The sequence below is a fragment of the Neobacillus cucumis genome (genome assembly GCF_002860255.1).
GTDB classification, from domain to species: Bacteria; Bacillota; Bacilli; order Bacillales; family Cytobacillaceae; genus Neobacillus; species Neobacillus cucumis_A.
Genome location: NZ_PGVE01000028.1, coordinates 139,824 through 152,596, shown reverse-complemented (window position 1 = coordinate 152,596; position 12,773 = coordinate 139,824). Strand labels below are relative to the sequence as shown.

Below are 12,773 nucleotides of genomic sequence, written 5' to 3'. Positions count from 1 at the left end.
TGAACAGGTTAATTGGTTTGTGAGTCTCCCTGCTGTCTCTTTTTTAGGAAGGATTTCAGCAAACGAAGGCAAAAGAGCAGAGTAAATAAAAAAACAATCACATATTCAGCTGGCTCCATTACACGGAAAGGGTTTAAGGCCTTCCAAACAAGTCTTATGGGAGCTGTCCCCATAATAAAATCAAGAAAAATAATTAAGGAAAGCAGGCCGCCTGCAAGGACTAAAACAATTAATATCGGTTTCATTCTGTTCACCCTCATTCCACGTTATGACTTATTATTTAGCCTTTTAAAAGGCTTTATTCTTCTGAACTATTGAAGTTTTTGTCAATATGGATATTCATGTGCCTTTTGGGCAAAATACCCAATATTAATCGCTTGGAAATGAGGTGGAAGCTTGTGTCAATTTTGTCACAGATTTTAAAAAAGAAACAGCAGAAAAGACAGAATGATAACTATAGGCAAAATCAAGATCCACTTAAACCAGAGGAATTGCCAATCCTTCGCAACTATAAAGAGAATATAGACCGGATAAAAGGTGAATTAGGTAATAGTTCGGATGTAGGTATCCGTGTGGTTAGTGCAGGTAACCACAAGTGTGCATTGGTATTTATAGATGGATTAATTGACATAAAAATGATCAATGACTTTATATTAGAACCGTTTATGGAAAAGAATCTTATACCTGAACAACAGGATATTTATCAATATCTTATCGATAATGCAACTGCCATAGGAAGTGTACAAACGATCGATAATTGGAATCAGGTATATGATTCTATCCTATCTGGTAATACAGTTATTTTTATAGATGGTTATAACAAAGCGATCAGTGCTGAAACAAAGGGCTGGGAAAAACGTTCAATAACCGAACCATCAACGCAGCTCTCCATTAGAGGGCCAAAGGATTCGTTTACTGAAACACTTAGAACGAATACAGCTTTAATAAGAAGGCGGATTAAAAGCCCTAATCTTTGGTTGGAAACTATAAAATTAGGCTCCGTCACTCAAACGGATATTGCAATCATGTATATAAAAGGGATTGCCAACGACAAAATTGTGGATGAAGTCAAAAAGAGATTAAAACGAATTGATATGGACGCGATTACCGCATCGGGATATATTGAACAATTAATTGAAGATCAAACCTGGACCACCTTTCCAACTACTTTTCATACAGAAAGACCGGATGTAGTCGCATCACATATTCTAGAAGGAAGAATTGCCCTTGTTGTTGATGGAACACCCTTCGTCCTCACGGCACCTGCCCTTTTTGTTCAGTTTTTTCAGGCGCCGGATGACTATTATTCCCGGTTTGATATCTCAACTGGAATTAGGCTCCTTAGGATCATAGCCTTTTTAATTGCATTAATAGGGCCTGCCACGTATATTGCTGCAACAACATTTCATCAAGAAATGATTCCAACAACCATGGCTATTGCGATTGCGGCACAAAGGGAGAATGTTCCTTTCCCTGCCTTTATCGAAGCTCTAATTATGGAAATTACCTTTGAAATCTTGAGGGAGGCAGGCTTAAGGCTCCCTCGTGCCGTCGGCCAGGCGGTATCAATCGTAGGAGCGCTTGTAATTGGGCAGGCCGCTGTTCAAGCTGGTTTTGTTTCACCTGTGATGGTCATCGTGGTGTCGGTCACAGCTATCGCTAACTTTTCCACACCGATCTTTGCTATGGCCATCGCTGCTAGATTGCTTCGCTTTGTCTTAATGGGCTTGGCTACGATGTTGGGATTTTATGGGATGATGCTTGGACTGATGTTTATGGCACTCCATTTATGTTCACTTCGATCTTTTGGCGTACCTTATATGATGCCGCTTGCACCATTTAATATTAGTAATCAACAAGATGCTTTTGTTCGCTTTCCACTCTGGGCATTTAAAAATAGACCTCCATTTATCAGTAAAGGGAATATGAAAAGGGTTGGAGAAAATCAAAAGCCCGGTCCCCCAAGTTCTGATGAAGGAAAAAGCGATAAAGGTGATAAGTCATGAAAAAGGGCTTAATCATTTTAACGATACTAGTAATGCTTTTGCCGTTATTAACCGCATGCTGGAATCAAAAAGAATTGACGGACTTGGCTTTTGTCATGGCTATGGGGATTGATAAAGGGAAGGATAAAAAATTTAAGGTTTCTTTCCAATTAGTTAATCCCGGTAACGTAACAGCCGGTCAAGGCGCAGGCGGGGGGGGAGGTCAAGGACTTCCCATTGCCGTTTATAGGAGTACTGGAGACACGATAACAGAAGCTGCTAGAAATGCGACGAAAAAGGTTTCCCGACGTCTATATTACGCACATACCAATGTAGTGGTTGTCAGTGAGGAGATTGCCAAAAAAGAATTGATATATATTCTTGATGCGCTTGATCGAGATCCTGAATTTAGAACCACGACCGAGATGGTTGTGGCAAGAGGCTGCAGTGCAGAGGAAATTGTTACAACTCTTACCATTCTCGACAGGCTCCCAGTAAATAAGATTACTAAGCAGATTAAGGCTTCAGAAGCAATGCTGGGTGAGAATACTTCAGTAAATATAGATGATTTTATTTTGGGGGTAGTAAGTAAAGGAAAGCAGCCTTTTTTAAATGGCTATCGCTTAATAGGTGATAAACCTAAGGCAAGGACCGCGGATAACCTGACAAAAACCACAACTGATGCCTACCTTGCATCAGATGGAATAGCGGTATTTTATCAAACTAAATTGCATGGCTGGCTGGATAAAGAAAAAGCCCGCGGGGTGGTTTGGCTTCGGGATAAAATAAAAAGTACGGATATCAATGTCGAATGGAAAAAGAAAAAGAAAGCAATTGTGGTTGCTCCATTACGCTCTAAAACAAAAATTTCTATAAAGTTTATTCATCAGAAGCCTGTGATAAATATTGCTATTGAAAGTGAGGGTTGGATTAGTGAAGCCAATACAGACATTGACTTAAATAATCCGGAGATTATCAGTAAAATCGACAAGCTGGTGGAAAAAGAAATCACCAAGGAAATTTTAACCACTGTTAAAGCGGCGCAAAAACTAAAATGTGATATCTTTGGTTTTGGAGATAGAGTGCATTTATCCTACCCGAAAAGGTGGAAGAAATTAGAGGGGAATTGGCCTGAGGAATTTGCAAACTTAAATGTGAATGTGAAAACAAACTTTTATATTCGCCGTGAAGGTATTCGAACACTGCCGATTTGGTCCACAATGGGGAAATAGCTCAGGCAAGGGGGGGTGTACATGGAAAGTGCAAAAATTAAGGCCTATCAGCTCTTTGTACTAATTGTCTTGTTTGAAATGGGAAGTGCGATACTCGTTGGCCTGGGAGCACAGGCAAAACAGGATGCCTGGATTTCTATATTAATCGGTCTTTTTGGAGGATTGGGTGTTTTTCTTATTTATTATCGTCTATACAAATATTATCCTGATCTCCCACTCACAAGTTATGTTCAAAAAATAATGGGTAAATGGATCGGCCGAGCAATTGGAGTGGCATATATTATTTACTTTCTCTACTGTGCTGCCAGGGTACTCAGGGACTTTGGGGAATTATTAACCTCAACCATTTACACCGTTACCCCTCTCATAGTCATTAATTGTTTAATGATATTTACGATTATTTACGGTATTTACAAGGGATTTGAAGTTATTGCCCGTGTAGGGGAACTTTTTTTTATGATCGTTTATATGATGGCAGTAGTCGGTTTCGGATTAGTTATCTTTTCGGGATTAATTCATCTAGAGAATCTTCGACCCATTCTTGAGAATGGCATAAAGCCGGTTTTAAAAACTGCTTTTACAGAGACGATTAATTTCCCTTTTGGAGAGATGATTGTCTTTACCATGTTGTTGCCCTTTTTAAATGATGCCAAAAAGGCAAAATGGGTTTGCTTAGGAGGAATGATTCTAAGTGGAATTAATATTACCATTACAGCAGTCATTAACGTTGCTGCATTAGGAACGGATTTATTTATGCGAGCTAATTTCCCATTATTATCCACCGTATCGAAAATTCAATTGGCAAATTTTATTGAACGGCTTGATGTTCTTTTCATGTTATATCTGGTTATAGGGGGATTTTTCAAGATTTCGATATTCTTCTACGCCGCGGTTGCAGGGACGGCAGATATTTTTGGAATTAAACATCAAAGTAAGCTTAGTTTTCCTATGGGGGCTCTTGTATTGTTTTCTTCCATTACGATTGCCTCCAATTATGCAGAGCACATTAAAGAGGGATTAAATATTGTTCCTATTTATTTACACTGGCCATTTCAGATTATACTTCCTTCGTTTCTATTAGTAATGGCTTTCTTTCGTAATCGAAAGAAAGGAAACAAGCAGGAGAATGAAACTCCATCAAAAAAACAGGAAGAAGCTAAATCATAAAAGAATGTAAAGAACAAAGACTGCCTTACGGAACATAAAGGCAGTCTTTTCGTTAAGAATAATTCCTTTTTTTATTTATTTGTTTAATTGGAAGGGAAATCTGTACAGATGTTCCTTGATTCTTTTGGCTGTCAAAACGAATCGTTCCATTGTGGGTTTGCACGATTCTATAACTAACTGTTAATCCTAAACCCGTACCTTTTTCTTTTGAAGAGTAAAACGGTTCACCAATCCGAGCTAATCGTTCTTTTGAGATTCCACAGCCATGATCCTTTACATTGATCAACACTGTCTCACCTTGGTCTGAATTCAGCTCAATTTCAACTGTACCACCTTTTTCAGAAGCTTCAATAGCATTTTTAATAATATTAATAAATACTTGTTTTAATTGATTTGGTTCACATTCAATTAATAGTTCATCTTCTGTAAAAGAGGAAATGATCTGAACATTATAGTAAATGGCTTCAGTACTTAACAGAGAAATGACATCACCTAACAGCTTTTGAATCACTGCCTTAGAGAATTTTAAATGCTGCGGTTTAGCCAAGAGTAATAATTCACCTACAATATGATTGATGCGGTCTAATTCATCATGCATAATTCGATAATAAAATTGATGCTTTTCGTCTTCTACTTGTAAAAGTTGGACAAACCCTTTAAGAGAGGTAAGCGGATTCCGAATCTCATGGGCCACACTTGCAGAGAGTTCACCTACCACAGACAGCTTTTCTGTTCTTCTTAACCGTTCCTCCGTTATTCTCAAGGTAGTTACATCACGTCCATAGCCAATAATACCGGAAATTTTTCCATCCACGATAATTGGCAGTGACGTACATTGTAAGGTGATACTTGTTCCGTTTTTATGAGGAATGTGAATTTCATACATAATCGGCTTAGCTTCATCTACAACAGAATGAATAAATTTTGGCAGAGATCGTTGATACTCTTCAGGCAGGAGAGTACGAACATTTTGCCCAATCATTTCTTCACGCTTGTATCCAGTAATCACATCAAAATGCGGATTTAAATTGGTAATATTACCAGCCAGGTCAAGCATATATACAATATCCGGGCTATATTCAAATAACGACTTATATTGCTGCTGACTTTCAGCAAGCTGTTTTGCCATTTCCATATTTTCTGTAATATCACGGCCAATAACAACTAGCCCTTTCCGGCTGTGATCTGGATTAAATAAAGGGACTTTAATCGTGTCAAACGTTCGATAAGTCCTATCCGGCATTTGGAGAACCTCTTCCATCCGGGTGATTTCCCCTTTTTTCCATGTTTCTTCATCGGATATCTCACAATATCTAAGGGCATCACCATGGAATTCAGAATAATCGGCTAGCTCGGCGTCCGTTTTTCCACGATAATCAACATTTTCAAGCCCAAACAACTTCAGTCCAAAATTATTCGCTTCAATCCATCGTCCTTCCCCATCCTTAAAATTAACAAAGTCAACCATTGAATTAATAAGGGTGGAAAGCTGCTTTTGGTCTTCTTGGGAATCTGTTAATTCTTGCTGTTTGCTGTATGAGAAATAAATAAAAGCACCTGTAACTGCTATATATAAAATTTCTTTTGTTCTCTCTACAATCCAAATAAACGAAGAGGGCAGAAACTCTTCAATCAGGTAATTTGAACTATAAATCCATATAATACTACTAATTATATAAAGAAGAACTAGCTTTTTTTTATCCATATTATTCTCCGAGTCCTTTCTAGGATTAGTTTCCTAGAATAATAGAAAACATTTCTACTATATAGTACAAGAAAATGTTCTTTTTTGGAATAATAAAAAGCTATGTTCTATTTAATGGAAGCTTATGCGTCTTTCAGCGTATATTCTCTAACCATGTCAACTGTAACTAATTTGCGAGAGGGAATGATGCCTTGCCGCGCTAAATCATTAATTTGATTCGTAATCTCATTTATTTTTTCTGTTGTAAAAGGTTTTCCGGCTTTACATAATGTTACTGCTTCATCAATGTACATTTCTCTTAGCTGGTCTAATTTAAAAAAATTATTAATCTTCTTATTTTGTTTGTTGACGTGTTCTGTAATTGCCTTATGTACGCTCATGTTATTTACCCCTTTGTTTCATTAGTTTTAGTACACTCTTTTCCCAAGGATAAGGAGATCTCTTTCTACTCCATCTAATTCTGCTACATTTGGCAGGTGGGCCCATTTTTCAAATCCAAAGCTTGTAAATAGCTTAAGGCTTGGCTCATTATGTCCAAAAATAAATCCGAGCAACGTCTTTATTCCTACTTTCGGACAATGATCAATGGCTTTTTGAATAAGAAATTTCCCGAGCTTCTTGCCGCGGAAATCGTGATGAATATAAATACTTACCTCAGCTGTTGCGTTATAAGCAGGCCGGCCATAAAAAGATTGAAAACTGACCCAGGCGCAAATCTCACCGTTCGTCTCTACGACCCATAAAGGACGAAAGGAAGGTGAGTGTTCATTGAACCACTGCATCCGGCTTTCAACGGATACTGGCTCTAAATCGGCTGTAACCATCCTTCCTGGGATGGTGGAATTGTAGATATCAACAATAATCGGCAAATCATTTACTTCTGCATCTCTAATTGTAAAAGATTCAAACATGCGAAACACTCCGTTTTGTATTATGTAATTAGGTTTTATCATATCGTTGAAACATTATCTTTTCAAGCCATTTGACATAATAATTCCGTATAAAGAAAGACCCTTTTCGAATAGAGAAAAGGATCTTTCCTTCTTTGGACTGCACGAGTCATTGTACAGTCCGAATTCGTTTCGATACTAAGACTCTTGCTTACCAGCGATGTGCCTTAGCATTGCTCCTTAAGATGATCTGATTTTGTGACAATCTTGTCTGACCGTTCACCTGTGCTTTGGTGTGCTTCGGTCTTGTGAAAGTGTAGTGAAAAAGCTCCGACTGTGAATCTAATGTGTCTCTATAGCTCATCAACAATCACCTCATCATAGGATACTTGAAACGGATATTCAAATGAATATCATCTTTATCATTTGTAAAAAGGGAGGAAAATAGTCAATAATTTTAAATGAATCAAAAAAGTACTAAACGTTACAATATAAAAGCAGTCAAAAAAATAATCCCCACATGAAACCGCTTCGAAAACAGTAATAAAGTGTTCACAAGATTATTTGAAATATTGATGTAAAATGGATACATAAATTAGTTTGTGACTTCACTCACAAACTTAAAATCAACGAGGGACACAAAAGAGGCGAATAAAAAATGGCTCATTTATCCTTAAGTGCACTGCTTATCCGATTCATATTAGGCGGACTAGCTGTTGTGGCATGTACAATCGCAGCGAAAAAGCTGGGTGAGAAGGTTGGCGGAATTTTTGCAGCCTTCCCTGCTGTCTATTTAGCTGCCCTGCTTACAATTGGTCTGGATTTTCATGGCGGGCAGTTGATCTCCCATTCAATTATGTTATCTAGAGGTGCCATTTTCGGAATGGCGATTAATATATTAGTTGCACTTATGGCAGGATACCTCTTACCTAAGTTTGGATGGAAAAAAGGAATACTGCAATCAATGGCTTGTTGGTTTGCTATCTCTATCATCGTTGTATTGATAATATCACATTAATTGGAAGGGAAGATCAACGTGAATAAACAGGATTTATTTATGCGATTTTTACTCGGTGGGTCAGCCGTTTCCCTTAGTTATTTAATCACAGTTGTTTCTCCTTGGAAGATTCTAGCAGGAATTTTTGCAGCGTTTCCGGCAGTTATGCTGACTGCAGTAATAATGGTAGGAATCGCATCAGGTACAAAGAAAGCTGCGAATATTGCCAGAGGTTCTGTTTATGGAATGATCGGCGGTATTATATGTGTCATTGCAGTACTTCTTTCATTGCAAGGGACCAACAATTGGATTTTTAGTATCACATTTGGACTTATTTCTTGGCTTGTCAGCTCCGTGACGATTTCTACATTGCGTGAGCGCATGACAAAAAAAGCGATCCGTCAAATATAAATCCTCAGCTCTTTGGAGTTGAGGATTTTTTTACAAATAATCTAGTTAACGCTTGTATTATCTGAAATTTCGGAATAAAATTAGTATTAACATACCAACCGGTAGGTATGTGTTAAATCCTTCCTGCATACTCTTTTATTGAAGAAAAAACTAGATTTCAAGATTAAGAATGGAGTGAAAAAAATGCATTTACGCCTTACTGATGAACAAAAAATGGTGCAAAAAACAATTAGAAGATTTGTTGAAAAAGAACTCATTCCACTTGAAAATGACGTTTTAAGAAATGAGCGTGAAGGTAGACCAAGCCTGCCTCCAGGTAAATTAAAAGAGCTGCAGTTAAAGGCGAAGGAAGCTGGGTTTTGGGGAATTAATACACCTGAGGAATACGGCGGTGCAGATCTTGGACAAATGATGATGGCCATTGTCTTGATGGAAGTATCAAAGACCTTTGTCCCCTTTTCATTTGGCGGCTCTGCAGATAATATTCTTTATTATGGAAATGAAGAACAAAAACAAAAATATTTACTGCCAACAATTAATGGAGAGAAAAAATCCTGTTTTGCCATGACGGAACCAGGAGCAGGCTCTGATACAAGAAACCTCAAAATGACGGCCGTCAAAGATGGAAATGACTGGGTTTTAAATGGAGAAAAGACATTTATTACTGGTGGAAATGAAGCCGATTTTGTTATGGTAATCGCCATTACAGATAAAGAAAGGCATCAAGCCACACTTGGCCGTGAGGGCGTGACCTGCTTTATTGCAGACCGTGATATGGGCTGGAAATCCGAGTATATACATACGATGGGGGAATGGGGTCCAGCTGGCTTAGTATTCGATCATGTTCGTGTTCCTGAGGAAAATATCCTAGGAGAATTACACAAAGGGTATAATATCGGACTTGAATGGATTGGCTTTGCAAGATGGATTGTCGGCGCCAGAGCCGTTGGAGCAGCAGAGCGCCTGCTGCAAATGGCGATTGATTATTCAAAAGAACGGATCACCTTTGGAAAACCGATTGCTGAAAGGCAAGCGATTCAATGGCAAATCGCTGATTCTGCGGTTGAAATTGAAGCAGCAAGATGGCTTGTATTGAATGCTGCTTTTACTCTTGATCAAGGTGAAGATAACCGGCACCTTGCGTCGATGGCAAAATTATATGGCTCCAATATGGGGAATAAAGTGGTAGATCGCGTTCTGCAAATCCATGGTGGAATGGGTTACACAAAGGAATTGCCGATTGAGCGCTGGTACCGTGAAGCAAGGTTATGGAGAATTTACGACGGAACGGATGAAATTCAACGAATGATTATTGCACGCAACCTAATCAAAGGTCATGTGAGAGTTGGCCAGTATGTGTAATAAAATGTAAGCGTTAACTAATAAATTTTTAAAAGAGGGGGAAGAGGAATGGCTAAAAGATTTTCAGGAAGAGTGGCATTTGTAACAGGAGGGAGCCGTGGAATTGGGAAAGGCATTGTTGAACTATTTGCCGAAGAGGGAGCAAAGGTAGCATTAATTGATTTAAATGAGGAGGCATTAAATGAAACAACCAGTGAATTAAGAGAAAAGGGCTATGAAGTCTATTCAAAGGTTGCAAATGTAGTTGATGCGGAGCAAGTGGAAAATGCAGTAAAAGAAGTATTTGAAACGCTTGGATCGATTGATATTTTAGTTAATAACGCAGGGGTGATCAGAGATAATTTGTTATTTAAAATGACAGATTCTGACTGGCAAACGGTAATGGATGTACACTTAAAAGGTTCGTTTAATGCCGCTCGTGCTGCTCAAAAATACATGGTTGAGCAAAAATATGGGCGGATCATCAATATTTCATCTACCTCCGCTCTTGGAAATCGCGGGCAGGCCAATTATGCAGCTGCCAAAGCGGGCTTACAAGGCTTTACAAAGACATTAGCGATTGAGTTGGGGAGATATGGAATAACGGCAAACTCTGTTGCACCGGGATTTATTGAGACAGAAATGACGAAAGAAACCGCTGCCCGAATTGGAATTACGTTTGATCAGTTAATTCAAGCAAGTGTGGCACAGATTCCAGCCGGAAGAAGCGGTAAACCTGCCGACATTGCCAATGCCGTGGCCTTCTTTGCCGATGAAAAGTCCTCATTTGTAAATGGCCAGGTCATTTATGTCGCCGGCGGACCTAAATGCTAATAAGGTGAGGTGAAGAACATTGTTTAACGAACAAATTGGTAAACAATCAAACAAAGTGAAAAATACCGTGGAAAGAGGAGCGGTAAAGAAATTTGCAGAAGCGATTGGCGATCTCCATTCGATTTACTTTGATGAAGACACGGGGCGATTATCAAGATATAAAAACAATATTGCTCCACCAACCTTCCCTCGGGTATTTGATTATGGAACGATTGAGGGATTGAATCTGCCAAACAAAGGTTTAATTCATGGGGAACAAACCTTTCATTATAAACGTCCATTAGTGGTGGGCGAAGATGTATACTGTTATTCAAAAGTAAAAAACTATTTTGAGAAAAAAGGCAACTTTGGTCAAATGGGGTTCCTAGTATTAGAAAGCTTTGGGGAAGATGAAGCAGGGAATGTCATTTTTAGTTCTACTTCGACCGTTGTAATTTCCGAAGCCGTAAGGAAGGTGTTGGTAGAATGAGTACACTGACACAGATACAATTGGGGGAGTCACTGCCGGAAATTCAGCTTCAACCTGTTTCACGGATGGATCTTATAAAATATTCCGGAGCATCCGGTGATTTTAACCCAATTCACACCATTGACGATGAAGCGAAAAAAGCGGGATTACCAGGGATCATTGCCCATGGGATGTGGACGATGGGTAATTTGGCTAAGCTGTTTACCTCTTATTATGAGGAAGGTTTCGTAAAGGATTACTCGATTCGTTTTAAAGGAATGGTATTTTTAAATGATGTAGTGATATTAAAGGCGACCTTGAAAGAAAAGCAGGAACAAACTCTCCGCTTTGATGTTCAAGCGATAAACCAGGAAGGAAATGTAGTCCTAAAGGGTGAAGTTGTCTATTACCTATATTAAGATTTAATTGACCTTTTGACCCGGCATGTATGGTAAGTTCTTTTTCATGCTGGGTTTCTTTCTATTATCAACCTAACAGGATGGAAGATTCTCATCCTTACATAAACAAAACATAATATGAGGTGGTTAAAATCCCAGAAAGAGGAAGATGGGAGCGCTCGGGCAGATAAATTTATATGGAGGTGTCAGCGTTGAACTTTGCGTTAGACGACGACATACTTACTCTAAAAAAGAACGTCAGGGATTTCATTCAGTCAAAAGTAGAAGCGGTGGCTATGCAAATTGAAGAGGAAAACCATATTCCGGAAAGGATTATACAGCTGTCCAAGGAAATGGGTCTATTTGGGCTTAGTATACCAGAAGAATATGGCGGTTTAGGGATTGATATGGTAGGTAAATGCGCGTTATATGAGGAAATTGGGCAAACACATAACGGATTTACGACCTTAATCGGGGCTCACACAGGAATTGGGACAGTCGGGATCGTTGAGATGGGGAATGAGCATCAAAAGAAAACATATTTACCTGATATGGCAAACGGCGATAGGATTGGCGCATTTGCCCTAACAGAGCCGGATGCCGGTTCGAATGCGGCCAATCTAAAAACGACTGCTGTGCGTAAAGGGGATAAATACATTTTAAATGGATTAAAGCATTATATAACAAACGCAACGGAAGCAAGCGTGTTTACGGTCATGGCGGTAACTGACTCTGACAAAGGGGCAAAGGGAATTACCTCCTTTATCGTAGAGAAGGATTTTCCAGGGTTCCAGGTAGGGGCAGTTGAGAAAAAGATGGGGTTACGAGGTTCGCACTCAGCGGAATTGATTTTTGAGGATTGTGAGGTACCCACCCGAAATGTTCTGGGGTTTGAAGGCCAGGGCTATATGAATGCTTTGAAGATACTAGCAAACGGAAGGGCCGGTTTGGCTTCTCGTAATTTGGGTTCTTGTCAAAAGCTCTTGGACATGTCTACTAAATATGCGAAGGAAAGAATTCAATTTGGTAAACCCATTATTATGAACCAAGCGGTAAGCCATATGCTGGCGGAAATGGCGGTCGAAATTGAAGCGTTACGTTCGTTTACCTATCGGGTTGCCTGGATGGTAGATCAGGGAATGAAGGTGATTAAAGAAGCGGCTATGTTAAAACTCTATGGTTCTGAAGTGTATAACCGAGTAGCGGATAAAGCTGTCCAGATACATGGGGGGCTTGGCTATATTGCCGATTATCCAATCGAGCGCTTTTATCGGGATGCGCGGATTACTAGGATTTATGAGGGAACTTCGGAAATTCAGAAAAATATCATTGCCGCACAATTAGAAAAGGAGTACAGCTAATCTT

General features: G+C 39.1%; 15 protein-coding genes. 10 read left to right on the top strand and 5 right to left on the bottom strand.

Going from position 1 to position 12,773, the window contains the following annotated elements:
• Positions 1-8 precede the first annotated feature (8 nt).
• Complete coding sequence (locus tag CVD27_RS05920) at positions 9-245, bottom strand: hypothetical protein (RefSeq protein ID WP_101646957.1); 237 nt, start codon at positions 243-245, stop codon at positions 9-11.
• 138 nt (positions 246-383) lie between these two features.
• Here CVD27_RS05920 and CVD27_RS05915 point away from each other — a divergent pair, with 138 nt between their 5' ends.
• From CVD27_RS05915 to CVD27_RS05905, 3 genes are read left to right on the top strand one after another with little or no spacing between them, the layout of a single operon-like run.
• Positions 384-2,006: a spore germination protein gene (locus CVD27_RS05915; RefSeq protein ID WP_101647072.1), complete on the top strand. Its 1,623-nt coding sequence runs from the start codon at positions 384-386 to the stop codon at positions 2,004-2,006.
• Positions 2,003-3,217 carry a Ger(x)C family spore germination protein gene (locus CVD27_RS05910; protein WP_101646956.1) on the top strand — a complete coding sequence of 405 codons (1,215 nt, stop codon included), beginning with the start codon at positions 2,003-2,005 and terminating at the stop codon, positions 3,215-3,217. The genes CVD27_RS05915 and CVD27_RS05910 overlap by 4 nt, the downstream gene beginning before the upstream one ends.
• A gap of 21 nt (positions 3,218-3,238) precedes the next feature.
• Positions 3,239-4,384: a GerAB/ArcD/ProY family transporter gene (locus tag CVD27_RS05905; protein ID WP_101646955.1), complete on the top strand. Its 1,146-nt coding sequence runs from the start codon at positions 3,239-3,241 to the stop codon at positions 4,382-4,384.
• A 52-nt stretch (positions 4,385-4,436) separates the two neighbouring features.
• Here CVD27_RS05905 and CVD27_RS05900 read toward each other — a convergent pair whose 3' ends face one another.
• The 4 genes from CVD27_RS05900 to CVD27_RS05885 all read right to left on the bottom strand — a co-directional run bounded on the left by CVD27_RS05900 (position 4,437) and on the right by CVD27_RS05885 (position 7,343).
• On the bottom strand, positions 4,437-6,089 hold the full coding sequence (locus tag CVD27_RS05900; RefSeq protein ID WP_101646954.1) for a PAS domain S-box protein: 1,653 nt from the start codon (positions 6,087-6,089) through the stop codon (positions 4,437-4,439).
• A gap of 122 nt (positions 6,090-6,211) precedes the next feature.
• A complete protein-coding gene (locus tag CVD27_RS05895; RefSeq protein WP_101646953.1) occupies positions 6,212-6,469 on the bottom strand; it encodes a YpbS family protein in 258 nt (85 codons plus the stop codon).
• Positions 6,470-6,496: 27 nt separating this feature from the next.
• Positions 6,497-7,000 (bottom strand): GNAT family N-acetyltransferase, encoded by a 504-nt coding sequence (locus CVD27_RS05890; RefSeq protein ID WP_101646952.1) that lies wholly within the window; start codon positions 6,998-7,000, stop codon positions 6,497-6,499.
• 190 nt (positions 7,001-7,190) lie between these two features.
• Positions 7,191-7,343, bottom strand: a complete 153-nt coding sequence (locus CVD27_RS05885) for a YpzG family protein (RefSeq protein ID WP_101646951.1) — start codon at positions 7,341-7,343, stop codon at positions 7,191-7,193.
• Between the two features lie 294 nt (positions 7,344-7,637).
• Here CVD27_RS05885 and CVD27_RS05880 point away from each other — a divergent pair, with 294 nt between their 5' ends.
• From CVD27_RS05880 to CVD27_RS05850, 7 genes are all read left to right on the top strand, one after another.
• The gene (locus tag CVD27_RS05880) at positions 7,638-7,997 is read left to right on the top strand and encodes a DUF3147 family protein (RefSeq protein ID WP_101646950.1); all 360 of its coding nucleotides are present in this window, start codon (positions 7,638-7,640) and stop codon (positions 7,995-7,997) included.
• 18 nt (positions 7,998-8,015) lie between these two features.
• Positions 8,016-8,387, top strand: a complete 372-nt coding sequence (locus tag CVD27_RS05875) for a DUF3147 family protein (protein WP_101646949.1) — start codon at positions 8,016-8,018, stop codon at positions 8,385-8,387.
• A gap of 183 nt (positions 8,388-8,570) precedes the next feature.
• Complete coding sequence (locus CVD27_RS05870; protein WP_101646948.1) at positions 8,571-9,749, top strand: acyl-CoA dehydrogenase family protein; 1,179 nt, start codon at positions 8,571-8,573, stop codon at positions 9,747-9,749.
• Positions 9,750-9,797: 48 nt separating this feature from the next.
• The gene (fabG, locus tag CVD27_RS05865) at positions 9,798-10,562 is read left to right on the top strand and encodes a 3-oxoacyl-ACP reductase FabG (RefSeq protein ID WP_101646947.1); all 765 of its coding nucleotides are present in this window, start codon (positions 9,798-9,800) and stop codon (positions 10,560-10,562) included.
• A 19-nt stretch (positions 10,563-10,581) separates the two neighbouring features.
• The gene (locus CVD27_RS05860; protein ID WP_101646946.1) at positions 10,582-11,031 is read left to right on the top strand and encodes a MaoC family dehydratase N-terminal domain-containing protein; all 450 of its coding nucleotides are present in this window, start codon (positions 10,582-10,584) and stop codon (positions 11,029-11,031) included.
• On the top strand, positions 11,028-11,429 hold the full coding sequence (locus CVD27_RS05855; RefSeq protein WP_101646945.1) for a MaoC/PaaZ C-terminal domain-containing protein: 402 nt from the start codon (positions 11,028-11,030) through the stop codon (positions 11,427-11,429). Before CVD27_RS05860 ends, CVD27_RS05855 begins: the two co-directional genes overlap by 4 nt.
• Before the next feature lie 191 nt (positions 11,430-11,620).
• Positions 11,621-12,769, top strand: a complete 1,149-nt coding sequence (locus CVD27_RS05850) for an acyl-CoA dehydrogenase family protein (protein ID WP_101646944.1) — start codon at positions 11,621-11,623, stop codon at positions 12,767-12,769.
• Positions 12,770-12,773 lie beyond the last annotated feature (4 nt).

Coding starts and splice junctions, on each gene's coding strand:
- CVD27_RS05920 (WP_101646957.1), bottom strand. CDS start 245: ATGAAACCGATATTAATTGTTTTAGTCCTTGCAGGCGGCCTGCTTTCC.
- CVD27_RS05915 (WP_101647072.1), top strand. CDS start 384: ATGAGGTGGAAGCTTGTGTCAATTTTGTCACAGATTTTAAAAAAGAAA.
- CVD27_RS05910 (WP_101646956.1), top strand. CDS start 2,003: ATGAAAAAGGGCTTAATCATTTTAACGATACTAGTAATGCTTTTGCCG.
- CVD27_RS05905 (WP_101646955.1), top strand. CDS start 3,239: ATGGAAAGTGCAAAAATTAAGGCCTATCAGCTCTTTGTACTAATTGTC.
- CVD27_RS05900 (WP_101646954.1), bottom strand. CDS start 6,089: ATGGATAAAAAAAAGCTAGTTCTTCTTTATATAATTAGTAGTATTATA.
- CVD27_RS05895 (WP_101646953.1), bottom strand. CDS start 6,469: ATGAGCGTACATAAGGCAATTACAGAACACGTCAACAAACAAAATAAG.
- CVD27_RS05890 (WP_101646952.1), bottom strand. CDS start 7,000: ATGTTTGAATCTTTTACAATTAGAGATGCAGAAGTAAATGATTTGCCG.
- CVD27_RS05885 (WP_101646951.1), bottom strand. CDS start 7,343: ATGAGCTATAGAGACACATTAGATTCACAGTCGGAGCTTTTTCACTAC.
- CVD27_RS05880 (WP_101646950.1), top strand. CDS start 7,638: ATGGCTCATTTATCCTTAAGTGCACTGCTTATCCGATTCATATTAGGC.
- CVD27_RS05870 (WP_101646948.1), top strand. CDS start 8,571: ATGCATTTACGCCTTACTGATGAACAAAAAATGGTGCAAAAAACAATT.
- fabG (WP_101646947.1), top strand. CDS start 9,798: ATGGCTAAAAGATTTTCAGGAAGAGTGGCATTTGTAACAGGAGGGAGC.
- CVD27_RS05855 (WP_101646945.1), top strand. CDS start 11,028: ATGAGTACACTGACACAGATACAATTGGGGGAGTCACTGCCGGAAATT.